This is a genomic window from Glutamicibacter sp. NPDC087673 (genome assembly GCF_044743255.1).
GTDB lineage: Bacteria > Actinomycetota > Actinomycetes > Actinomycetales > Micrococcaceae > Glutamicibacter.
The window spans coordinates 420,905-443,868 of sequence record NZ_JBIUWB010000001.1; the positions used below are offsets into that span (position 1 = coordinate 420,905).

General features: G+C 60.9%; 21 protein-coding genes. 11 read left to right on the top strand and 10 right to left on the bottom strand.

Features of this window, described 5'->3' with window-relative positions; translation table 11 throughout:
* Nucleotides 1-463: 463 nt before the first annotated feature.
* Complete coding sequence (locus tag ACIOTL_RS01985; protein ID WP_400341511.1) at nucleotides 464-1,156, bottom strand: GntR family transcriptional regulator; 693 nt, start codon at nucleotides 1,154-1,156, stop codon at nucleotides 464-466.
* A gap of 165 nt (nucleotides 1,157-1,321) precedes the next feature.
* Between ACIOTL_RS01985 and ACIOTL_RS01990 the strand changes: the two genes are divergently transcribed.
* The 4 genes from ACIOTL_RS01990 (at nucleotide 1,322) to ACIOTL_RS02005 (ending at nucleotide 6,686) form a co-directional block, all read left to right on the top strand.
* On the top strand, nucleotides 1,322-2,509 hold the full coding sequence (locus ACIOTL_RS01990) for a mandelate racemase/muconate lactonizing enzyme family protein (RefSeq protein WP_400341513.1): 1,188 nt from the start codon (nucleotides 1,322-1,324) through the stop codon (nucleotides 2,507-2,509).
* A gap of 357 nt (nucleotides 2,510-2,866) precedes the next feature.
* Nucleotides 2,867-4,447 carry an SLC13 family permease gene (locus tag ACIOTL_RS01995; RefSeq protein WP_400341515.1) on the top strand — a complete coding sequence of 527 codons (1,581 nt, stop codon included), beginning with the start codon at nucleotides 2,867-2,869 and terminating at the stop codon, nucleotides 4,445-4,447.
* A 176-nt stretch (nucleotides 4,448-4,623) separates the two neighbouring features.
* Entirely contained in the window at nucleotides 4,624-5,562 is a 939-nt protein-coding gene (locus ACIOTL_RS02000) for a phosphoglycerate dehydrogenase (protein ID WP_400341517.1), read from the top strand.
* A gap of 38 nt (nucleotides 5,563-5,600) precedes the next feature.
* On the top strand, nucleotides 5,601-6,686 hold the full coding sequence (locus tag ACIOTL_RS02005; protein ID WP_400341904.1) for a tartrate dehydrogenase: 1,086 nt from the start codon (nucleotides 5,601-5,603) through the stop codon (nucleotides 6,684-6,686).
* 530 nt (nucleotides 6,687-7,216) lie between these two features.
* On the opposite strand, the gene ACIOTL_RS02010 is transcribed toward ACIOTL_RS02005, so the two are convergent.
* Nucleotides 7,217-7,936 (bottom strand): ankyrin repeat domain-containing protein, encoded by a 720-nt coding sequence (locus tag ACIOTL_RS02010; RefSeq protein WP_400341519.1) that lies wholly within the window; start codon nucleotides 7,934-7,936, stop codon nucleotides 7,217-7,219.
* A 210-nt stretch (nucleotides 7,937-8,146) separates the two neighbouring features.
* On the opposite strand from ACIOTL_RS02010, the gene ACIOTL_RS02015 reads away from it, so the two are divergent.
* From ACIOTL_RS02015 to ACIOTL_RS02025, 3 genes are all read left to right on the top strand, one after another.
* Nucleotides 8,147-9,289: a sensor histidine kinase gene (locus ACIOTL_RS02015; RefSeq protein WP_400341520.1), complete on the top strand. Its 1,143-nt coding sequence runs from the start codon at nucleotides 8,147-8,149 to the stop codon at nucleotides 9,287-9,289.
* On the top strand, nucleotides 9,286-9,912 hold the full coding sequence (locus ACIOTL_RS02020; RefSeq protein ID WP_400341522.1) for a response regulator: 627 nt from the start codon (nucleotides 9,286-9,288) through the stop codon (nucleotides 9,910-9,912). The genes ACIOTL_RS02015 and ACIOTL_RS02020 overlap by 4 nt, the downstream gene beginning before the upstream one ends.
* 152 nt (nucleotides 9,913-10,064) lie before the next feature.
* Nucleotides 10,065-10,613, top strand: coding sequence for a DUF4822 domain-containing protein (locus tag ACIOTL_RS02025; RefSeq protein ID WP_400341524.1), 549 nt, complete (start codon nucleotides 10,065-10,067; stop codon nucleotides 10,611-10,613).
* Between the two features lie 202 nt (nucleotides 10,614-10,815).
* On the opposite strand, the gene ACIOTL_RS02030 is transcribed toward ACIOTL_RS02025, so the two are convergent.
* The 3 genes from ACIOTL_RS02030 to ACIOTL_RS02040 all read right to left on the bottom strand — a co-directional run bounded on the left by ACIOTL_RS02030 (nucleotide 10,816) and on the right by ACIOTL_RS02040 (nucleotide 13,992).
* Complete coding sequence (locus ACIOTL_RS02030; protein ID WP_400341526.1) at nucleotides 10,816-11,286, bottom strand: GNAT family N-acetyltransferase; 471 nt, start codon at nucleotides 11,284-11,286, stop codon at nucleotides 10,816-10,818.
* Nucleotides 11,287-11,356: 70 nt separating this feature from the next.
* Entirely contained in the window at nucleotides 11,357-12,721 is a 1,365-nt protein-coding gene (locus ACIOTL_RS02035; protein WP_400341528.1) for an MFS transporter, read from the bottom strand.
* Between the two features lie 185 nt (nucleotides 12,722-12,906).
* Entirely contained in the window at nucleotides 12,907-13,992 is a 1,086-nt protein-coding gene (locus ACIOTL_RS02040) for a YbdK family carboxylate-amine ligase (protein WP_400341530.1), read from the bottom strand.
* A gap of 420 nt (nucleotides 13,993-14,412) precedes the next feature.
* Here ACIOTL_RS02040 and ACIOTL_RS02045 point away from each other — a divergent pair, with 420 nt between their 5' ends.
* Together ACIOTL_RS02045 and ACIOTL_RS02050 are read left to right on the top strand one after the other, a co-directional pair.
* The gene (locus ACIOTL_RS02045; RefSeq protein WP_400341532.1) at nucleotides 14,413-15,207 is read left to right on the top strand and encodes a YsnF/AvaK domain-containing protein; all 795 of its coding nucleotides are present in this window, start codon (nucleotides 14,413-14,415) and stop codon (nucleotides 15,205-15,207) included.
* A 241-nt stretch (nucleotides 15,208-15,448) separates the two neighbouring features.
* On the top strand, nucleotides 15,449-15,916 hold the full coding sequence (locus ACIOTL_RS02050; RefSeq protein WP_105658756.1) for a DUF4383 domain-containing protein: 468 nt from the start codon (nucleotides 15,449-15,451) through the stop codon (nucleotides 15,914-15,916).
* 171 nt (nucleotides 15,917-16,087) lie between these two features.
* Here ACIOTL_RS02050 and ACIOTL_RS02055 read toward each other — a convergent pair whose 3' ends face one another.
* The 5 genes from ACIOTL_RS02055 to ACIOTL_RS02075 all read right to left on the bottom strand — a co-directional run bounded on the left by ACIOTL_RS02055 (nucleotide 16,088) and on the right by ACIOTL_RS02075 (nucleotide 20,380).
* Nucleotides 16,088-16,396: a DUF4193 family protein gene (locus tag ACIOTL_RS02055; protein WP_400341534.1), complete on the bottom strand. Its 309-nt coding sequence runs from the start codon at nucleotides 16,394-16,396 to the stop codon at nucleotides 16,088-16,090.
* A gap of 160 nt (nucleotides 16,397-16,556) precedes the next feature.
* Entirely contained in the window at nucleotides 16,557-17,111 is a 555-nt protein-coding gene (locus tag ACIOTL_RS02060; protein WP_181149060.1) for a type 1 glutamine amidotransferase domain-containing protein, read from the bottom strand.
* A gap of 189 nt (nucleotides 17,112-17,300) precedes the next feature.
* Nucleotides 17,301-18,830, bottom strand: coding sequence for a tripartite tricarboxylate transporter permease (locus tag ACIOTL_RS02065; protein ID WP_400341537.1), 1,530 nt, complete (start codon nucleotides 18,828-18,830; stop codon nucleotides 17,301-17,303).
* Complete coding sequence (locus ACIOTL_RS02070; RefSeq protein ID WP_400341539.1) at nucleotides 18,831-19,397, bottom strand: tripartite tricarboxylate transporter TctB family protein; 567 nt, start codon at nucleotides 19,395-19,397, stop codon at nucleotides 18,831-18,833.
* A complete protein-coding gene (locus tag ACIOTL_RS02075; RefSeq protein WP_400341541.1) occupies nucleotides 19,394-20,380 on the bottom strand; it encodes a Bug family tripartite tricarboxylate transporter substrate binding protein in 987 nt (328 codons plus the stop codon). The genes ACIOTL_RS02070 and ACIOTL_RS02075 overlap by 4 nt, the downstream gene beginning before the upstream one ends.
* Before the next feature lie 155 nt (nucleotides 20,381-20,535).
* Here ACIOTL_RS02075 and ACIOTL_RS02080 point away from each other — a divergent pair, with 155 nt between their 5' ends.
* The gene (locus ACIOTL_RS02080) at nucleotides 20,536-22,173 is read left to right on the top strand and encodes an ATP-binding protein (RefSeq protein WP_400341543.1); all 1,638 of its coding nucleotides are present in this window, start codon (nucleotides 20,536-20,538) and stop codon (nucleotides 22,171-22,173) included.
* Nucleotides 22,166-22,930 (top strand): response regulator, encoded by a 765-nt coding sequence (locus ACIOTL_RS02085; RefSeq protein WP_400341545.1) that lies wholly within the window; start codon nucleotides 22,166-22,168, stop codon nucleotides 22,928-22,930. Before ACIOTL_RS02080 ends, ACIOTL_RS02085 begins: the two co-directional genes overlap by 8 nt.
* Nucleotides 22,931-22,964: the final 34 nt, after the last annotated feature.

Here is a 22,964-nt window from a genome sequence, read left to right on the forward strand (position 1 = left end):
CCCCCGCGCCAAATAACGCAAACAGCTCCACTGCGGCGGGTAGCGGAGGCCCAAAGGCCGTGCGCTCGAGAATTGCAGCCAGTCGGTCGCACGACTTGCATCCGCGGCGCCCGGTGGGATTCTCGACAGCACTTAAACCAGATCCATTCACGAGTAGCCGAATCCACTTCGCGGTTGGCCCGAGGGCACGCGATACCGCAAGCCATGCCTGCTGCCTTCACTACAGTGGAGAATTCCAACACCTTGAAGCACCAGCTGGCATCGGATGCCTGCCGCAAGCAATGATGCGGCAAACTACGCCTACGTCAGCGTTTTTCTATCTCACTTTATTGGGCATTGCCATCCGCGGTCAGCCGACGCAGCTGCCGCGCAGGCACAAGCGCAAGCACTCATTACCCCTCCGACGATTATTGCCAGCGCAGATCACGACTTACGCGACTCACAGGTGAGCCAGCAATTTCGATCAGATATTTCCAACATTTGACGGACCCCACAGTGACTGCGGGACCTCGCCGGAAATGCGGTATTCGCGATCTTCCAATGCGCCGGTCACGGCAGCGGTCAGGCTATTGACGATGTGGGCATGAGACAGTTCAGCAGCACTCATAGCGTCGCCGGCAATCACCAGATCGAGAATCTCGTAGTGCTGGTTTAGATCGAGTGTTCTTGGCTCATTTCCGGCCGGCAGCTCCAGTCCCACGCGGCGATACCTGTCAGTCTTATCCCATAGGTCATCGAGCAGCCGGATCATGACGTCATTATGCGACGCGACATAAATTGCACGATGAAACTCCCGGTGCGCAGCGACCGCTTCCTCACCCCAGGTACGCGTTACGGGCAGGAGCTCGGCTGCAGTTCTCTTCATTTCCTCAATATCACGGTCAGTACGACGCAGCGCCGCGAGTTGTGTCGCTACCGGCTCCATTGAAAGGCGAACTTCAAGCAGCTGACGAGCCTCAGAACCACTCATAGGCGACACGCGAACATCGCGGTGCGTATCCATCTCCACCCAGTCCTCACTGGCCAGCTGCCTGATCGCTTCGCGCAATGGGGTGATACTCATGCCCATCTCTTCAGCGAGGTCGTACTGCGATAGACGCGAGCTTGGCTTCAATTCGCCTGAGACAATCCGGCGGCGCAATTCGCTGTATGCCATAGCACCCTTGCTGCTGAAGGTACTCGTTGCACTCATTTTTCCCTACTTGTTCTTATATGGACTCAGGGGTTGTGCCCCGCATCACTTTCAGTATAGTGTACCTAAATATCTTATAAGACTCTTATAAGAGCCTTATAAGCGGAACTCCCGAGAGAAGGAAACATCGTGAAAATTGTCTCTGCACACACCGGAACTATCCCTATCAGCTCGTCCATGCGCAACGCATACATCGACTTCAGCAAAATGGACTGCACGATTCTTGCACTCGTCAGCGACGTCATCGTTGACGGAAAACCGCTGGTTGGTTATGGATTCAATTCCAATGGACGCTATAACGCCACGGCGATCCTCGAAGAACGCATGATTCCACGACTGCTCAATGCCGCACCTGAGGATCTACTGGACGATGCAGATGAGCTGTCCCCCGAGAAGGCTTGGGACATCATGATGGGCAATGAAAAGCCCGGCGGCCACGGCGAGCGCTCGGTTGCGGTGGGCGTAGCGGATATGGCACTGCATGACTTGGCCGCGAAGATCGCCGGAGTGCCTCTATACCGGTGGATCTCCGATCATTACGGCGATGGCAACCCGGATGAAGACGTCTTTGTCTACGCCGCCGGCGGCTACTATGCCCCGGGCAAGACACTGGAAGACCTGCAGAACGAGATGCGCGGATTCCTGGACGCAGGCTACGACATCGTCAAGATGAAAATCGGTGGCACTGACCTCGCCGATGACATCAAGCGCATCGAAGCTGTCTTGGAAGTCCTCGATGGTGACGGAACCCGCCTGATGGTGGATGTCAACGGAAAATTCGATCTCGAAACCGCGCTGGAATACGGCAAGGCCATCGATAAGTACAATCTGTTCTGGTACGAAGAAGTCGGCGATCCGTTGGACTACTCGCTGAACGCCACGCTGTCCGAGAACTACAAGAACCCCATCGCCACCGGGGAGAATCTCTTCTCCCTCCAAGACGCCCGCAACTTGATCCGCCACGGCGGAATGCGCCCGGATCGCGACTACATCCAGGTGGACCCAGCGCTGAGCTACGGACTAACCGAATACCGACGGATCCAGGACATGCTGGCCCAGCACGGCTGGTCCTCACGCCGCTGCATTCCGCACGGCGGGCACCAGTTCTCCCTGCACATCGCCGCAGCCCTCAAGCTCGGCGGCAACGAATCCTACCCGGGCGAGTTCCAGCCCACCGGCGGCTTCACCGACAACGCAGTCATCGTCAACAGCCGAGTGGCACCCGGCGAACTGCCAGGTATCGGGCTCGAAGGCAAGGCAGAGTTCTACGAGCTCCTGCGTGCTTTGCACACTAAGCAGCCGGTTCTAGCTCACTAATCAACGGCGATTCCCGTTGCCATCCGGGTCTACGGGAATCGCCGCCCCCAGTTCTTCTCGAATTAAGTTTTTCCTGCACGCTTTAGTGCCCCTCTGAACGCAGCCTGGCCACTCCCGTTCTCGGTACGCGGCTCCGTTTCGTTTTCAGCTGCCCCATCAGCTCTCCCGCATTCCGGGAACCTTTACGCAAAGTTCGGCCTATTCGTCATACCCTTCTAACAACCAATCTTAGAAAGTGCCGCCATGGAAAATCCTGCTCTGCATTCCCTCTGGGGAAGCCTATGGAACTCGCACCGACAGACCAAAAGCCTGCTATCCCTTCCCAAATTCCGGCACCGCGCTGAATCCCAACTTGTCATGAGTAATCAGGCCGCGCAGCTCCTGCAGGGCGACGACGCCCCAGCAAAGAATACCGACCTGCTTCCTGGTGCCAACGCCAACCCCGAAGGCCCCGGCCCCGGTTATACGCCTTCACGCATTGTCGGCCTGATTCTCGGACCCCTGTTGTTCATCGTGGCAATGTTCTTCTTCTCCCCCGAAGGCCTTTCGCCGCAAGGCCAAGCGGTACTTGCCGTGACGCTTTGGGTCGCCACCTGGTGGATCACTGAGGCCATACCCATTCCAGTTACCTCCCTCTTGCCAGTGGTGCTCCTTCCCCTGACGGGTGGCCTGGACGGGGATCTGGTTGTCTCCGCATACGGCAATGACATTATCTTCTTGTTCATTGGCGGGTTCTCCTTGGCGATCGCAATGGAGAAGTGGAATTTGCACCAGCGCATCGCCCTGGCGATTGTCTCAGCAATCGGCACCAGCCCTAAACGCATTGTTCTCGGTTTCATGGTGGCAACAGCATTCTTGTCGATGTGGGTTTCCAATACAGCGGCAACAATGATGATGATCCCCGTGGGCTTGGCGGTCGCCTATCAGGCCGCGCGTTCCCTTCGTGGCGGTGAGCATGCTGCAGATTTGTCGAAATTCGAGAAATCCATAGTTTTCGGTATTGCCTACGCGGCTACTATCGGTGGCCTCGGCACCCTCATTGGCACACCACCACTGGCCATTTTCGCCGCAACTTCAGGCGAGCTTTTTGACCAATCAGTTTCCTTCGGCGGTTGGATGCTCTTCGGAATCCCTATCGTTATCCTGCTTCTGGCTTTCACCTGGTTCTACTTGACCCATGTGGCCTTCAAAGTGAAATTCAAGCATCTTCCAGGCGGTGCGGAACTCATTAAAAGCGAACGCAATGCACTGGGTGGCATGTCACGCGAAGAAAAGGCCGTCATGTCGATCTTCCTCGGCGCTGCCTTCTTGTGGGTCACCCGTTCATTCATTTGGGAAGACTTATTGCCGGGAATCAGCGACGGCATTATCGCCATCATGGCGACAGTGGTGCTATTCATGCTTCCCACACGGCAGGCCGAGCAACCGAAGATCTTGAACTGGGATGATTCGAGGAAGATCCCGTGGGGAATCCTCCTGCTGTTCGGCGGTGGCCTAGCCATTGCCGCAGGCTTTGTCGAAAGTGGCCTGTCGAGTTGGATCGGTGACCAGCTGCGCGTGCTCGACGGTGCCAATGTAGTGGTCATCATCATCTTGGCAACCGCTCTTGTCCTCTTCCTGACCGAAATCACCTCGAACGCCGCCACTGCAACGATGATCCTCCCCGTTATGGCAGCTTTCGCGCTGGCACTCGGAATTCACCCATATGCGTTGATGGTCCCTTGCGCTATGGCTGCCAACTGCGCGTTCATGCTTCCCGTTGGCACTCCACCAAATGCGATCTTGTACGCCACCGGAAAAGTGAAGATCACCGAAATGGTCAGAGTTGGAATGTGGCTCAACTTCATCGCGTTGGCCCTGATTGTCATCGCCGCTCTTTACCTACTTCCTGTGTTGTGGGGTATCGATCTGATGTCCGTTCCAGCTGACTTCCAGTAAGCCCATGGCGGTCCACGAGTATCAGATGATTCTCAGACCGCCACTGGGGCAGGGCTGCTGCCGTGAAACTATTGATTCCCAGCAGCCGCCCTGCCGGGGTCCCGAAGTTGTATTCCCAACGTTCAGACTTGCAATGAATATCAATTTTTACTTTCAAAGATGGAGAACCACTAATCATGGGCCGCGTGCTAATCACCACGGACTACCTTCGCCCCAACGACGACATCGACAATTTGCTCAAGCAGCACGGTCACGAAACAACTTTCGCCCCGTTTGAATCGAAGCGCGATACTACTCAGCAGATGTCCTTGCTCACCGGTTTTGACGCCGCAATTATTGCCAGTGAACCAATTACCCGAGACATGCTGGCTTCAGCACCCAGCCTCAAGGTATTGGCCCGCAGCGGCGTCGGCTACGACTCCATTGATGTCCAAGCCGCAAGCCACTATGGGGTACGAGTCTGCAACGCTCCAGGCAGCAATCATTATTCCGTCGCTGAAATGGCCATCGGCCTTCTCATCATGTCAGCACGACATTTGGCGAATGTCACCAGCGCAGTTCGGCTAGGGCAGTGGCCACGCAAAGCGGGCCACGAATTGCATGGAGCAACCTTGGGCATTATCGGGTACGGGCCGAGCGGGCAGGCCACAGCAAAGCTGGGACTCGCACTGGGCATGAAAGTCTTGGTAAGTACAGCACATCCGAGCAGCTCAGATAGGGAAATTAGCTTCACCGACCTCGATACAGTGTTCAAGTCCGCCGATTATCTATCCCTGCATTCTCGTGCAAGCGGTACTGGCCCGCTCGTCGATGGGGCGAAGTTTGAGCTGATGAAGGATTCGGCGATCATCATCAATACTGCACGTGGATCGCTGATCAATGAGTCCGCTCTGGCTGCCGCACTTAGCAATGGCACGATTGCAGGTGCCGCGCTCGACGTTCTCGACCACGAACCATTGACGGATTCCAGCCCCCTTCGGGGACTGGAAAATCTGATAATCACATCCCATCTGGCAGGGCAGACCGTGGAAGCTCGATTACGCGCCGGGATGATCGCCGCCCAGGCAGTCATCGACGTCTTGGCCGACCGCCAACCGGATCATCCTGTCAACTAGCAGTGTTCTGCCCCATGCAACAAGCAGATTGGAAAATCATGTCAAAAATTCATCGCGTCGCTGTCATTCCTGGCGACGGAATCGGAACCGAAGTGGTACCGGAGGGCCTGCGTGTCCTGGATGCCGCTGCAGAAATATTCGACTTCAATCTCGAATACGAGCACTACGATTTCGCATCAGCAAACTACTACAGCCAGCATGGCAAAATGCTGCCGGAAAACTGGTTCGAACAGCTCAATAGATTCGACACCATCTTCTTCGGAGCAGTTGGCTGGCCGGACGTCGTTCCCGACCATGTTTCGCTTTGGGGAAGCCTCCTGCAGTTCAGGCGACATTTCGACCAGTACGTGAGCCTGCGGCCAGTCAAGCTTCTGGAGGGTGTGCCTAGTCCGTTGGCTACTCCTAAGCCCGGGGACGTAGATTTCTATGTCGTGCGGGAGAACACCGAGGGCGAATACTCCAGTATCGGCGGAAAGCTCTTCGACGGAACCGACCGTGAAATCGTCATGCAGGAAACCGTCATGAGCCGCACGGGAGTAGACCGAATTCTCAAGTATGCATTCGAGCTGGCCCAAAGCCGTCCGAAGAAGCATCTGACCTCGGCGACGAAGAGCAACGGAATTTCTATCACCATGCCGTACTGGGACGAACGTGTTCAGGAGATGTCTTACGCATATCCCGACGTAAACGTCGATAAATTCCACATTGATATTCTGGCTGCCAATTTCGTTATGCATCCCGAGTGGTTCGACGTCGTTGTCGCCAGTAATCTCTTTGGCGATATTCTCTCCGATTTGGGACCTGCCTGCACCGGAACCATCGGCATCGCACCCAGCGGGAACATCAATCCGGAACGCAAATATCCGAGCTTGTTTGAGCCCGTGCACGGCTCAGCACCCGATATTGCCGGCAAGGGGATTGCCAACCCTGTCGGACAAATCTGGTGCGCTGCCATGATGTTGGATCACCTAGGTGAAACCAAAGCCGCCACTGCTATTACCGATGCCATGGAGTCCGTGCTGTCCCAAGGGCAAGCAGTGCTTACACCGGATATGGGCGGCAAAGCGTCAACCGCAGAATTAGGGGCAGCCGTAGTCTCAGCTTTAGTCAGCTCCAAGCATTGAACCGCGGAACCCGGCTCACTCGTTGAATGATGACCGGGTCATGCTGATTTCTTCAATCCCCATGGCCCCGCTCAGTGCACTTCACTGTGGCTCTCGACGCGAACCACCTACGCTTGGAAGCAAGCAGCGCACTATCGCAGTCGTGGATGCTTCGACCAGTTGGCCGTACGTTACTTCTGCCAAGGAATCCAAGCCGGCGCCGGCATCCAGATCGATGCGTGCGGTACCTTTTCCATTCTTGATCGCAATGCAGCGGCAATAGGCAGCCGCCACCGTAGCTGCGGCTTGGCAACCCGTGAGGGCCAGGACTGCGAGGCCGAGCAGGTTCATGGGAATCAGTGCGGGGTGGCGCAGGAGGCGGACCCTTTAGAACGGTGCGAGTGTCCTCGATTTCGAGATCACCAATACTCAAACACCGGAAAGTGACAACGAATTACCAGACTGCCGTACTCGTGAGGAAACTCAGGATGAACGACTAGTAGCCACCCCGCCAGGCAGCACGGCGATCGGCTCAATCCTGCGCCGGGGAACTACTGATGCGCGGCGATGGCTTCGGCCAGCTCGTCGAATCCGAGCCGGCGCGCATTCTCCAGGGCGGTGCGCCCCTGCGGGTCGGTGATCCCCGGATCCGCCCCGGCGGCCAGCAGCAGCCTGACGGCCTCTTGCTGGTTTGGCCCTCCATCGCCAAGCAAGACGGCTTCTTGCAGCGCGGTCCATCCCGGATTGTTCACATGGTCAAGCGGAACACCTGCCTCGATGAGCATCTTCACGGTCTCCACATGGCCGTGCTCGCTGGCCGGAATGAGCGCGGTCCCTCCATAGCGGTTGAGGCTTTCAACGTCCGCCCCGTTCTCCAGCGCTAGTTCCAGAACCTCGTTGAAACCCTCGGCCCCGGCATAGAGAAAGGTCGAATCCTCAAGATCATCCTTGGCATTGACGTCCCCACCGGCGGCAATCAGGTCCCGCACCAATTCCACGTCATTGCCCTTGGCCGCGCGGATCAGCCGCTGATCCAATTCATCCTGCTCCACGGCGGTGAGGCTCGCTTCCGGTGCCGTGGTTTCTGGAGATGCGGATTCGGTACTGGACGGTGCCGGAGGACCCACGAGTTTAGCTTCAGGCGCTGCCATGGAACACCCCGCGAGAACAGCCAAACCCGCAAGAGACAGCGCCCCGATGCCCAAGGCCCTTCTTCCATGGCCAGTAGCTTTGATCTCCGTGGCAGTTGATGGGTTCTGGTTCTTGCTCATGAGCGCTCCTTGCTGGGGATCTCCCGTAGTCCGGAAAACGGGCTTCCTCCCATCATCCAGCACCACGGCTGCTGCGGGCATCGTCCGATAGGCGATGAAAACCATCCAGAAGGCGGAGCACAAAACCTGTCCCAGGTCCTACCATGGGGAAAGCATCTACATCACGACAAAGGTCTTGCCATTCCTACCGCTACTGCTCCCCCTAAATTCATGCTTGCGCCACGAGCCAACATCGACACCCTGGTGCATGTCGGCTTTGCCGTGCTCATGTTCACCGCACTCATCCGCTACGTCCTGCGCCATGATCCGGTGGAAAATCTCTGGATTATGGTGCTCGCCGGCGTGGTCTGCGCGCTCTATCTGGTCACTGCATTCCTGGTGAACCGAGGAACGGGCCAGGGCCGGTGGGTCATCGTGCTGGTAGCGACTTCCTCCGTTCTGGTGCTCCTCGCACCGAGTTTCGCCTGGTGCTCCTTCGGACTCTTCTTCCTGTGCCGCAGGACGCTGCGCGGATTGGCCGGGTACCTGGCCGGCGGGCTGGCCATCCTGGCCGCGGCAGTGAGCTGGTTCAGGTTCAGCGACGACAAGGACATCGTGATGCTGCTCGGGCCCATCGCCATCGGGGCAATGCTGACCCTGATCTTCGACAGGATGGAACAGGATGCGGCGGAGCAGCGCCGGCTGAACCAGGAGATCTCCAGTGCGCAGCTGCAGCTCGCGGCCAGCGAGCGCCGCGCCGGGATCATCACCGAACGGGCACGGGTCTCCCGGGAAATCCATGACACGGTGACCCAGGGCTTGGCCAGCAGCCTGCTGCTGCTCGAAGCGGCCAACCGGATTTGGCCTACCGCGGCCTCGCAGGATGAAGTCCGCCAGGCCAGCGAATTGCTCCGGCAGAACCTCATGGAAACCCGGCGACTGGTCCACGACTTGGCTTCGCCTGCCACTGATGCCGGTCCGCTGCCCGAGGTGCTCCGCGAAGCCGCGTCCGCCTACGTCCCGAATCTGCAGCTGCATCTCGTTGGCACGGAGCGCCCGGTATCCGCCGAGGTCCGCCATGCCCTGCTGCGCGTGGTGCAAAGCGCCGCTGCCAACGTGAAGCTGCATTCCGGGGCGGATCAGGCCACCGTCACCATCGGCTTCCTCCAGGACACCGTCACCTTGGACATCCATGACAACGGCCGGGGCTTCACCCCGGAGAAGCTCCAGGCCCCCTCCCAGTCCGGCGGCTACGGGTTGCGCGCCATGAGGCAGCGCGTGGAACAACTAGGCGGGGAATTCTCGGTGGAAAGCACCCCGGGTTCCGGGACCGTCATCGCCGCGCATATCCCCAGCGAGGAGAACTTCTCATGACAACAATTTCGGTGCTCCTGGTCGATGACCATCTCGTGGTCCGCAGCGGGCTCAAGGCGCTGCTCGATACCCAGCCGGATATCGAGGTGATCGCTGAAGCCGACTCCGGCGAGGCCGCCCTCAAGCAGCTTGAAACCCTCGCCCCGGATGTCATTGTCATGGATTTGGCCATGGGCGCGGGCATGGACGGCATCGACGCGATCAAGGAAATCCGCCAGCGCAACGCCAAGCAGGCGGTGCTGGTGTTCACCACCTATGATTCAGATGCCGATATCGTGCGGGCCGTGGATGCCGGCGCCATGGGCTACCTGCTCAAGGATGCCGCTCCGGAGGAGATCTTCAGCGCCGTGCGCGGTGCCTCCAATGGAAAGAGCGTGATGAGCGCCCCGGTGGCCTCCAAGCTCTTCCGCAGGCTGCGCAACCCCGACGAGGCACTGACTCCCCGCGAGGCGGAATTGCTCAGCCTGCTGGTCGAGGGGCTTGGCAACAAGGAGCTGAGCCAGCGGCTGTTCATCTCGGAAGCTACGGTCAAGACCCACCTGGCCCATATCTATGCCAAGCTGGGCGTGGAAACACGCGTCGAGGCGATCACCACCGCCCTCCGCCGGGAGGGCATGCGCTAGGTACCGCAAGGCGCTGGAAGACTCATCCACCAGGCCGCCAGTCCCAGCTTGATGGCCGATGTCTTTGCTGGGTTGAAACGACAAGATTGATTTATCACCAAGCCCCACCGGGCCTTAGTGGACATCATCTTTTGTGAATCGAGGCAGAACCCATGAAGAAGCACATCAATACCTCCAAGCTGCTCATGTCGCTGGGCGGCGTATCCTTGGCCATCGGGCTGCTGGCCGGGTGCACCTCCGGTGCCGAGGCCGGGCAGGCCAACGCAGGCAGCACCGCCGAAGCCACGCAGGGCGCATCAGCAGCCACCGGCACCATGCCCCCGTCCGAGATCCTGTCCTCCACCGCCTGGGAAACCACCGGTGCCACGGATGCCCAGGGCGAAGCAGTGGAGCTCTCCGACAAGGATGTCAGCAACTTCGTGGGCAACGCCTACTTCCGCGCCGATGGCACCTTCTACATGTACAACCTGGATGACTCTCCCAAGATGCAGGGCGATTGGACCGTCAGCGACGATGGCAAGACCCGCAGCATCGTCGCCAAGGATGACGCTGGCAAGGTACTGTTCACCCGCGATTCGCAGATCGTCACGCTCACCGGCGAAGAATTCACCTACCGCGTCTTCCCAGATCCTGAAAAGACCGATGTCTACTTCGATATCATCCACACCCCGACCAGCCACCCCGAGCCAGCTGTCTCCTGACGATCATATTAAGCAATCCATCAGCCCACCACTGCTAGGAACCCTCCGGAAGTGGCGGGCTGATGGACAGTCGGCAAGCAAGTTAGATTCAGCCAGTCCTCATCGGCGCGCCAGCCTTGCCTGGAATCGACCGAATTTGGTGTCTTTCATGGGCCTATCCCCCAACGGGCACAAGAAGTCGTGGCAGTGCCCTGCCGAAAAGTTAGCTCAGATTAAGGATCCGGGTCATGTAGATGCTGTTAGGGTCCTCCAGATAGGAACCGAAGGGCTGGCACTGCTTGAAGCCGTGCTTTCGGTACAGCGAGCGTGCAGGTGCGAAGAACTCCATCGCTCCCGTTTCAAGGGATATGCGCGATAGCTTGCGCTGCGCGGCATCCTCCAGAGCATGGAACAGCAACCGGGAAGCGACGCCTTGCCCGCGGAAGTCCGGGTCCGTCCGCATGCTCTTGAGCTCCTCGTGGCCCGGCTCCAATACCGCCAACGCGCAAGTGCCCACGATGCGCTGGTCCTTCTGCGCTGTCCAGAGCCGGACGGTTGGCTGGCGTAGCGCAGCCAAGTCCAAGGCATGCTGGGACTCCAGCGGCGACTGCGGCGCCATGTCAGCAAGGTGGGCTTCGAGGAAGGCTCTCAGGGAGGGATCCTCGAAGTCTGCGGGTTCAATGGACAACGTCATGAGCGACAAGATATCAGCAGTTTGTATCGCAGATGTTACGGGCAGCTAGTTGCCCTATCGCCATCAGACCTCATAAATGCTCGGGCCCGGCTTCTTCTGTGTGGCCTCCGGATTCTCCGGCGATGCCCTCCTGCGGATACAAGTCCGCTCCGGTGCGATCCTTCAAGGTCAGGGTTGCGATCAGCGAAGCGCCCACCCAGATGAACAGGTAAGTCGAGACCGCCACAGTGGTATTGAACTGGCCCACCAGCGCCGCGGCAATGGTCGGGGCGAACGCGCCACCGATCACCGAGCCCAGGGCGTAGCTGATCGAGGAACCGCTCAGGCGGATGCGGGCCGGGAACAACTCGGCATACAGCGCCGGCAACGGACCGTAGGAGAAGCCCATGAAAGCGCCGAAGACCACCAGGGACACGGTGACCCAGGCCAGGTTCCGGGTTTCGATGAGCAGGAACAGCGGGAAGAGCCAGGCCAGCAACAGCACCCAGCCGATGATGAACATCTTCTTGCGGCCAATGCGGTCCGAGACCACTCCGCCGATCCAGGTGGAGATCAGCCAGGCCAGCGAGCCGATGGTGATGATGTTCAGGATGTCGCCAGCCTGCAGTTCCAGCTTGTTCGTTGCATAGCCCAGGATGAAGCCGCCGGTGAGCATGTACCCGGCAGTGTTGTTGCCCATGAATACCAGCGTCGCCTGGATGACCTTCTTGGGGTGCTTGCTGAACAGCGTGGACAGCGGGGCCGACTCGGTCTGCTTGGTCCGGGCCATCTCCTCGAAGACCGGTGATTCCTCCACGCGCTGGCGGATGTAGTAGCCGATGAGGATCAGCACGAAGCTGAGCAGGAACGGGATGCGCCAGCCCCAGGCCATGAACTGCTCCGGGGAGAGAGCGGCGGCGATAATGGCGCTGACCGCGGAGGCCAGCAGCATGCCGGCCGGGACGCCGAGCTGCGGGAAGGCGCCGAATTTGCCGCGGGCATGATCCGGCGCGTGCTCCACTGCCATCAATGCCGCACCGCCCCACTCGCCGCCGGCGGAGAAGCCCTGGACGATGCGCAGGAAGATCAGGAGAATCGGAGCCCAGATGCCGATGCTCGCATAGGTGGGCAGCAAGCCCACCAATGTGGTGCCTACGCCCATCAGCACCAGGGTGATGATCAGCACCGCTCGGCGGCCGTACTTGTCGCCCACCCGGCCCATCACGATGGCGCCCAACGGGCGGAAGAGGAAGCTGATGCCGACGGTGGCGAAAGCGATGATGGAGCCCAGCGACGCTTCGGCGGGAGTGAAGAATTGCGGGGCCAGGACCAGGGCCGCCGCATTGGCGTATATGAAGTAGTCGTACCACTCCACGGTGGTGCCCACCATGGTCGCTCCCGCGACGCGTTTCTGCTCCTTGGTCATGCGCCCGGGTACTGCAGCTGGAGTGCTCATGATTCCCCCTCGATGTTGCGAGTATGCAGGAATCACTTTCCTCCGCCCGAGCACCCCCCGTGCTGGCCGTTCATGCAGGATCGACTCCTTGCCTTGATAGTAGGCCTCTGCCGAACCCGCTACAAGCGGTATTTCTCCTAGCGCGCCGCTCCCCTGGTTGTTCGCGTTGCTCCTGCGAAAACCTGTCAGGCTTGTGCGAACAGCTTGGCGGCATCAGCCACGACCTGCTTCGCCCCGCCCAGGTTCCAGCTCTCGAGTTGGCGCGTGGCACCATTGCCGAAATTCGCGAGCGAGTCCAGGTAATCAGCCACGAACTGTTCATCGCCATTGCGCTGCAATTGACGGCCCGCGTAATCGAGCACCCGCTGGATCCTGGCCTTGGCAGGCACGGGAGTCCTGGCTTCGCTATCGAAATAGGTGCCTTCCACTCCCGACTTCGCCGCTTGCCACAGGCCCAGGTCAAGAACCTCGGACGCTGCCGTGGTGGCAGGGCTGTGTGTTGCCGAGGCGGTATCCACAATGGCCCGGATGAGCAGAGCCAGGGCCACCGATTCGCCGGCTGCCATCTGCGTGTCCGCCGCGCGGACTTCAATGGTCGGATGGTTCACCGACAAGCGGGCGAACCAGCCGATATGCCCCGGATCAAGCAACGCCCCGGAGGTGATCATGTCCTCAATGCGCTGCTGGTATTCCTGCGCTGTCGCAAAAGCCGGCGGGATGCCTGCCGCAGACCATCTGCGGTAGTGCACCGTCCGCCACGAGGCGAAGCCGGTCGGCTCCCCGTTCCAGATCGGAGAGTTCGCGCCCATTCCCGCAATCAGCGGCAGCCAGCCGCGCAAGGCATTCAGCGCCCGGACTCCGGCGGCGGCATCCGGGATATGCACATGGATGTGCAGTCCGTTGATGAAATGCTCGCGGGCGATCCCCGGGACGAACTCGTGGATGGTTGTGTAGCGCTGGCCCTTGGTGAACTCCGTAGTGCTCGGAAGCCCCAGCGCCGTTCCCGACGCAAAGGGAAGCACCTGGTGTTCGCGGCAGATCCGCTCAATGGCGGTGCGCCGCAGCACCAGCGCTTCCACGGCTTCTTGCGCGGAGGTGCAGATTCCGGTGACGATTTCCAGCTGGCTGGCCAGAAGTTCGCGGTGGACCGTGGTGCCCGGCAGATCGAGGCCAAGCAGCTGGGCACTGAGCTCATCGGCCATCGGCACCGGGGCGGCAGTTTCCGGATCCACGAGGAAGAATTCCTCTTCGATCCCAAAGGTCCTGGTCATGGATGCTGGTTCGCCTTCCCTGGGCAGCAATACGAACTGAACATTAGACGGCACCTGGCCCCGACGGCCGTTCCCGGCAGGAAACCCAGCGATTTTCCAGCTTCGCCGCAGCTGCGGACGCGGCTGTTCGCAGCCACCCGTTCATCTTCCTCGCCCTACGCCCGCTAGCTGCCCCGGGCACCTGCTGATCGCTTTTCACAGCTGCTACTGAGCTTGCGGCCATGCAAGCACAAGCCCCGGCGCAAGGGCTTGCAAAGTGTGCCACGCTCTAATCACCGCGGCTCGGCAAAGCACCGCAAGAAGCCAAGCTTCGGGCCGTCACGCCCACGTGGAGGCGCAGCTTCAGCCGGCCGGCCACTGGCCAGCCGGATTGGAATTACTGGATTGATCCGAAGTCGAACGCAGCAGGAGGACAGACCCATGATCAGCACAGAACAACTTCAGGAACTCAGCGCAATTGGCGGCACCGTCATTGGACCCGACGGCCAGAAGATCGGCAAATTCGGCCAGATTTTCCTTGACGACCGCAGCGGGCAGCCGGAATGGGCGACCGTCCGCACGGGCCTCTTCGGCCTCTCCGAGAGCTTCGTTCCGCTCAGCCAGGCAACGGTCGCCGGCGATACGCTCTCGGTGCCCTATGGCAAGCAGACCGTCAAGGACGCCCCGAACATCGATCCGGAGGGCCAGCTCACCCCAGAGCAGGAGCAGGAGCTCTACCACTACTACAGCCTGTCCTACCAGGAAGCGGACCAGGCCGCCGTGCAGCCCGGCATCCCGGAGACCGATGCCCGCGCCGAGTATTCGCGGGAAGACGTGCGTGATCCGGTGGACGGCACCTCCCCGGCATCTGCCATCCGTTCCGAGGAGCGGCTGCATGTGGGAACCGAAAGCGTGGAAACCGGCAAGGTGCGTCTGCGCAAGCACGTGGTCACCGAGGATGTGGCCACCACGGTGCCGGTGAGCCATGAGGAAGTGCGGCTTGAGCGCGAGCCCATCACGGATGCCGAAGCCGCTGGCACCAGCGGAGAACTGGTTGAAGACGAGCAGGAGGTGACCTTGCACGAGGAGCGTCCTGTCGTAGAGAAGACTGTTGAGCCAGTTGAGCGGGTCAGCCTGGAAAAGGAAACAGTCATCGAGGAAGAACGCCTCGAAGCGCAATTGCGCAAGGAACAGGTGCAAGCCGAAGGCTGGGAAGGCGGCCGGCAAACCCGCTAGCGCCGGCGCGCTGGCTTAGCGCAGGAGCTGAACCTGCACGCAGCGGTGATCGGGGCGGAATCAGGCGGATGCCGGATTCCGCCCCGATCCACGCACCGCCGTTGCTGGACGTTCCCTAGGTACTGGAAGATTCCCGTGCCATCCAGTCGGCAATCCCCTAGCGTGGCTAGCATGACGGCGGCCGGCATGACGGGCCAACGTTTCCTTCCGATCGCAACAGCCAGAATGAAGGAGCAAGATCATGGAACATCCAAAAGATCCTGTCATAGCAACACGTCCGCTGGTGCAAAAGGCCGCCCTGGCGGTCGGCATCGTGTTCTTCCTGGTCGGCGTCCTCGGATTCATTCCGGGAATCACCACCAACTACGAATCGCTCTCTGGTGCCGGCCACCACTCTGAAGCCAAACTGCTGGGCATCTTCCAGGTCTCGTACCTGCACAATGCCGTGCATCTGCTCTTCGGTGTTGCCGGCTACCTGATGGCGCGAACCGTGCCTGCTGCCCGCAGCTACCTCATTGGCGGCGGAATCATCTACCTGGCCCTGTGGGTCTACGGGCTGGTCATTGATTTCGACAGCGCCGCCAACTTCATCCCGCTGAACGATGCCGATAACTGGCTGCATCTGGGGCTCGGTGCGCTCATGATCATCTTGGGATTGCTCCTCTCCCGCAAGGCGACTGGACAGCATCGGGACCCGCACGCGGCTTGACCAGATGCTGAATTGCTGAGGCGGGCACCCCGGCATGACGGGGTGCCCACTTTGTCCATGCAGTCCATGCAGTCCATGCAGTCCATGGCAAAGTCCTCAGCGTCATCGCTGTGCCCAACACCTTGGAACGCCAAGGTCGCCGGACGCCGGGATTCTGGGAATCCCAGGAATCTAGGCGAGTTCGCTGGCGCAGTCGCGGCAGATGACGCCTAGGCCAGTCTTCTGCACGGCTTGGCTGCGATGGCGGATAGTGAAGCAACTGGCGCAAAGGAACTCATCCGCTGCTTGCGGGAGGACTTCAACGCTCAGCTCTTCCTCGACGATAGCACCAGGGAGCTCCACGCCATCGGAAAGGTCGGTTTCTTCAAGCTCGGCCGCATCGCTCTTCGCGTCGGGGGCATCGGCTTGTTGCACGTCCTTGAGCGTCTTCTCGGACGCCGCGGCGAAATCCGGACGAACCTCGTCATAATCTGCAGCCATGTTCCTGCCTCCACAGGTGGGAAAATACGCGACAACCACAGCGTGGTGGCGTGCGCTTCGATCGCCAAAGCCCTGGATGGCGTGCTTTGATCCCAGCGCAGCGAAGCCGCCGTCCAGAAGGCTGGCTTCGACGGCGGCTTTGCCGGCTGGCCGCCAATTGCTAGGAGCCGAGCTCCGCGGCAATGGCGCTGTTGAACGCATCGAGGTCGCCTGGATTGCGCGAGGTAATCAGCACGAAGCCGTTTGCCGGGCAGCGGAAAACCTGTTCGTCCTTCCAGGTGCCGCCGGCATTGACGACATCGGTCCTGATCGAGGTGTATGAGGTCAAGGTCTTGCCCTTGGCCAATCCGGTTTCCACCAGCAGCCATGGCCCATGGCAGATGGAAGCGATCGGCCGGCCCGAACCTGCAAAGGACTTGGCAATGCGCTGGGCATCGGCATCCAAGCGGAGATTGTCGGCATTCAGTGTCCCGCCGGGGATCAGCAGCAGGTCGAAATCCTGTTCGTTCACTGCCGCCAGCGTTTCGCTGGCTTCGAAAACCTCCCCCAAATCCCAATCGCCGACCAGCGACTTGACCTGGCCGGCCTCCGGGGCCGCGATCACCACCTCCGCACCGGCTTGGCGCAAATGCTCCACTGGCTTCTTCAGCTCATCCTGCTCGACTCCGCGGTTGGAAACTGCCGCAAGAACTTTCTTGCCTGCTAGGTCTGGCATATTCATGCTCCTTTCATCGTCCACAGCCCACTGTGCTCTGGGCAGCTACCGCAGGCAAGCAGCAGTCAGGAAGCATCCAGCTGCCGGCTTCGGATCGGGCCTTCGCAGTGCTGCCATGCGCCTTGAACGCGCACAGCAGGCCTTGCCGCGGTAGAAGCGGCAAGGCCTGCTGTGCTGGGAAGAAGATGATCAGGCGTTGATCAGCTGGGCATCTTCCTTGGCCTTCTTGCTAGCACGCACGTGCTTGTAGGCGGTGAAAGCCAGCGTCAATGCGAGGATCGAGTACAGGGTGATCGTGATTCCGCTGGAAACCAGGATGCTCGCATCGCCTTCCGAGACGGTCAGTGCACGGCGCAGCTCGGTTTCGGCCAGCGGGCCGAGGATCACTGCAATCAGAACCGGAGCCAAGGGGATCTCGTAGCGTCGCATCACGAACCCAACCAGTCCCACACCCAGCAGGATCCACAGATCCAGCAGCGCGGCGCTGATGGCGTAGACGCCGAGGACCGAGAGCACGGTAATGCCTGCGTACAGGTAGTGGCGCGGGACCAGCAGCAGCTTGGCCCACAGCACCGCGAACTGCATGTTCATGACCAGCAGGATCACCAGTCCGATGAACAGCGAGGCCAGCAGGGTCCACACCATGGGGCCGCTGCGTTCGAACAGCAGCGGGCCTGGTTGCATGCCGTACTGCTGGAAGGCGGCGATCATGATGGCCGCGGTAGCGCTGGTGGGCAGGCCCAGGGCCAGCAAGGCGCCCATGGCCGTGCCGGCGGTGGCGTTGCCAGCGGCCTCCGGAGCAGCCACGCCTCGGATGGAACCGATCTGGCCGAATTCGATATCGCCGCGGCGCTTGGCCAGGCGCTTTTCGGTGCCGTAGGCCAGGAAGGTTGGAACCTCGGAACCGCCAGCAGGGATGATGCCGAAAGGCAGGCCGAAAGCGGTACCGCGCAGCCATGCCGGCAGAGCCTTCTTGATGTCGTGGCGGTGCAGGCGCGGACGGCCGCTTGGCTTGATTTTCACGGCTTCAGGATCGCGGTGGATGCGCGAAGCAATGTGCAGCACTTCGCCCAGGGCCAGCAGGCCCACGGTGATCACCACAATGGAGATGCCGTCAAAGAGCTGCGGCAGGCCCAGGGTGTAGCGGATGGTTCCCGAAGGCCCATCCACCCCGACCATGGCCAAGACCAATCCAATGCCCAGGGCCACCAGGCCCTTGACGATCGAGTCGGAAACCACCGAGGAGATTGCAAGGAAGGCGAAGACTGCCAGCGCGAAGTATTCAGCCGGACCGAAAGCGGTGGCCAGCTTGACCAGGGTCGGGGCGAAGAACACCACGACGGTGGTGGCCAGCAGGCCGCCTATGAAGGCGCCCATGGCCGCAGTTGCCAGGGCCTTGGCGGCCCGGCCGCTGCGGGCCATCCGGTGGCCTTCGAAGGTCGAGGCGATCGCCGAGGAATTGCCTGGCGTATTGAGCAGGATGCCGGAGGTCGAGTCGCCGAACAGCCCGCCGTAGTAGACGCCGGCGAACATGATGAACGCGGCGGTGGGATCCAGCGAGAAGGTAATAGGCAGCAGCAGCGCCACGGCCATCGCCGAGCCCAGGCCGGGCAGCACGCCTACGGCGGTGCCCAGCAGGGCACCAAGCAGCACCCACAGCAAGTTCATTGGGGTCAGTGCGTTTGAGAATCCCTCAAGCAGCAGATTGAGCTGTTCCATCTAGAGCAGTCCTTCCAGGAATCCCGCAGGCAGGTTCAATCCCAGTCCGGCGTTGAAAGCCAACTGGATCACGCAGGAGAAGAGCAGTGCAATGCTCACGTCGAATAGCGCCTTCTTGCTGCCCAGTGCGCGGGCAACGACCCAGAACAGGGCTGCCGCGCTGAGGATCCAGCCGGCGTAGGGCAGGATCAGGATGAAGCCGATGACGCCGGCAACCACCATGCCCATGGTTTTCCAGTCCGACTGGGTCTTGTACTGCTTTTCTTCCGCGGCCGGCGCGGCTGCGCCGCCACGCGGGGAGCGGAAAATCTGGATGGTGTGGGCGATGACCACACCGTAGAGCAGCACGCACACAATGGTCGGGAAGAACTGCGGGCCGGGGACCGACTTGCCCAGTACCTCCATGGTGGCGGTCTGCCAAGTCAGGAAGACGGCCAGGGCCAGTACCAGAGCCGGGACGATCAGTTCGCTGCGCCCGCTGAAGAAGCTCTGGGCAGGGGCGGCGTTACGGCGGGTGCCGGTGCCGTTGCCGGTGCCTTCTGTTGCTTGGGGTGCTTGAATGCTCATAGTCCCAGTCCCTTGACGATTTGTTCCGTGACTTCGATTTCGCTGTCCACGTAGTCTTCGAATTCCTTGCCGATCATGAAGCTGTCGGTCCAGTTATTGCGCTCCAGCGCATCTTTCCACTGCTCGGATTCATGGATTTCGTGGACCATGTCCACGAAGACCTGCTTGTCCTCTTCGGTGATGCCCGGGGCACCGACGAAGCCGCGCCAGTTGGCCATGACCGCGTCAACTCCCTGTTCCTTGAAGGTCGGGACGTCGACCCCCGGCAGCCGTTCTTCGGAGGAGATGGCCAGCGCCCGCAGGTTTCCGGCTTCGATCTGGTCAGCTACTTCGTTATAGCCGGACATGCCGCCAACGGTGGTGCCTGCCAGCATCGAGGTCAGTGCCTCGCCGCCGCCGGAGTAGGCGATGTAGTTGGCCTTGGACGGGTCGATGCCCACTTCCTGGGCCACCGCACCGGTGAGCAGGTGGTCAATCGAACCCAGCGAACCGCCGGCAATCGAGGTTTTCCCCGGGTCCTTCTTCCAGGCCGCGATGAACTCGTCCAGGGTCTTGATCTCGGACTTGGCCGGCACTACCAGCACCGCGTAGTCATCAGACATGCGCGCGATCAGCTCCACGTCCTTCATGGTGGCCTCGGAATCGGCCAGCTCGATTGCGCCGATCATCACCCCGCCGGTGGCCATGAGCATGTCGTGGCGCCCGGTCATCTGCACGAATTGGCTCAAGCCGATGGTGCCGCCAGCTCCCGGGATGTTCGTGACCTGCACGTTGTTCACTGCGCCGATGGACTTCAGTGCCTGCTGGGCTTCACGGGCGAAGCCGTCCCAGCCGCCGCCGGGCGAGGCAGGGGCCATGATGACCAACTTGTTCCGCGCCGAGGACTCTCCGCCCGACGCTGCCGCGTTGGTGAATGCGAGTCCCGCTACCGCCACGACGACAACGCCGTACAGGGACCGGCTCAAGATGCGTTTGCTCACCATTTTCCGTAACCTCATTGTTAGTGATTCACCTCACCGATTCCCGGTGCGGCCTTTCCCAGTGTGCAGTCAAAGTGAGCCGAAACACACCGGGAATGCGGTTCTGGTCATAACGGGCAATTAAGAAAATAAAAACAACGGGAGCAAGCGGGTCCACCATGCAATGGATAAAGAACAGCCAGCGCTTCCGGATTCGCATCCTGTTCCTGCAACTAGCCATCGTGCTGATCACGCTGCTGGCAGTTTCGGTGATCGTGATGCGCTTCGAGATCAACCGGGTGGAGGACAGCGCTTTCAGCCGCGTCGCCCTGGTCGCCGAGGAAACAGCCCAGCTAGCCCCGATTGGCCACGCGCTGGCAAAAGATCCCGAAAACGCAGCCGAAGTCGTCGCCCCGCTGGCCCACCTGGCCGAATCGGCATCCGGAGTGGACTATGTGACCATTGCCGATTTGAACGGCATCCGCGTGGCCCACCCCGATCCCGGGTCCATCGGCCAGCCGGTTTCCTCGGATCATGAATCCATCCGCAACGGCGAAACCTTCAGGGGCGTGGAGGAAGGCCCCCTGGGCGTCACCCTGCGGGTGAAGCAACCGGTCTTCGAGGAGGGGAAGATTGTTGGCACCATCTCCGTGGGCATCCTGCAAAGCAAGGTGCGCGCCAGCCTGGTTGATATCGTCTGGGCATTCGCGCCGTGGATTATCCTGGCCGTGGCCATCGGCAGCCTCGCGGCCGCGCTGGTGGAACGGGCCATCCGCAGGATCTACCGGGTTGACCCCGAAGAGGTGGATTCGCTGAAGCAGGCGCAGCAGGCGGTGCTCTACGGAGTCAGCGATGGCGTGCTGGGAGTGGATGGCAATGGCCGGCTCACCTTGGTCAACGGAGAAGCGCGCCGGCTGCTGGACCTTCCCGAAGACACTGTGGGCCAGCAAGCCGAAGAGGTCCTGGACCAGAGCCTGGTGGACCTGCTGCGCAGCGACTCCCCCGAGGCCGAATCGGTGCAGAACGTGCTTTCCGGAGAACGGGTGCTGATTGCCACCCGCCGTGAGGCGATGCTGGGTCCCAAGCACTATGGACGCACCCTGACCTTGACCGACCATACCGAGCTGGAAGAGACCTTGCGCGAGTTGCGCGGCCAGAGGTCCTTGGCCGATACGCTGCGCGCCCAGGCCCACGAATTCACCAACCGCTTGCACCTGCTCTCGGGGCTGATGTCCATCGGCGAATACGAAGAAGCCAAGGAGCATATCCAGCGTTTTTCCGGCGCTCGCGGCGAGCATCCGGAAACGCATCTGGGCGACCCCACCCTGTCAGCGCTGTTCGTTGCCAAGCAGGCCGTGGCCAGCGAAGCCGGGGTCCGGCTGGAGCTTAATCCTTTCTCCGCGGTGGTGCCCGGAACCGCGATTGACGACGATGCCATCACCGTCGCCTCGAACCTGCTGGCCAACGCCATCGAGGCCGCCGGCGATGGCGGCGTGGTGTCATTGCACTTGAACGCCGGGCCCACCGGCATGCGCATCGCGGTCAGCGATTCCGGCCCGGGCATCAAGGAAGGCGACGCGGCCCGCCTGGTGCAGCTTGGCTACAGCAGCAAAACCGGGGCGCCGGGAGCCGTCCACGGACGAGGCATCGGCTTGGCCCTGGTGGACCGCATCCGGACCCGGCGCGGTGGCGTGCTGAAGTTCGGGTCCAGTGATCTGGGTGGAGCCGAGGTCATCGTCGCCTGGCCTCCGTCGAAGCGCCCTATGGTTAAGCAGAGCATTCCCGTTCCCGCGCAAGGAGATTACTTCAATGATTAAGACACTCGTGGTCGATGACGACTTCGCAGTGGCCGGGCTGCATCGCCGCTACCTGCAGGGCATGGAGCATTTTGAAGTGGTCGGCGTGCTGGAGCGCGGTTCCGGCGTGGTTCCCTTTGTGCAATCCGGGCAGGTGGATCTGGTCTTGCTCGATGTGCACCTGCCGGATCTGACCGGGCTGGAAGTATTGGCCCAGCTGCGCGCAGCTGGGTCCGACGCGCACGTCATCATGATTACCGCCAACAATGAACGCGATGCGGTGCGCCAAGCAGTGGGCCACGGCGTCGAGGATTACCTGGTCAAGCCCTTCACCGTGGACGAGTTCAAGCAGCGTCTGGCGCTCTATGCCCAGCGCGTTTCGGAGCAGCCCGGAGCGGTGGCGCAGCCAGAGGAGCAGATCGACGAGCTGGGCCAGGCCGAGATCGACCAGCTGCTCCAGGCCGCCAGGGGACGAGGGGATGCCAGGATCCCCGAAGTCCTCGAACTGGCACCCGGGGCCGTCACCGGCGCCCAGACCGAGCGGTTGCCCAAGGGCTTCACCGCGCCCACCATGGCACTGGTCGGAGAAGCCTTGCGCCGCGCACCTGGCCAGCCGGATGGCACCTTGTCTTCCTTGGAGGTTGCCGAAATTTGCGGGATCTCCCGGGTCAGTGCCCGGCGCTACCTGGACTTCCTGGTCACGGCGGGCAAGGCTCAGCTGCGTCCGCGCTACGGTTCGGCAGGCCGTCCCGAGCACCGGTATTCGTGGGTCGGCTAAATTTCCTGCACTCCACTGGCTTTTAATGCACATT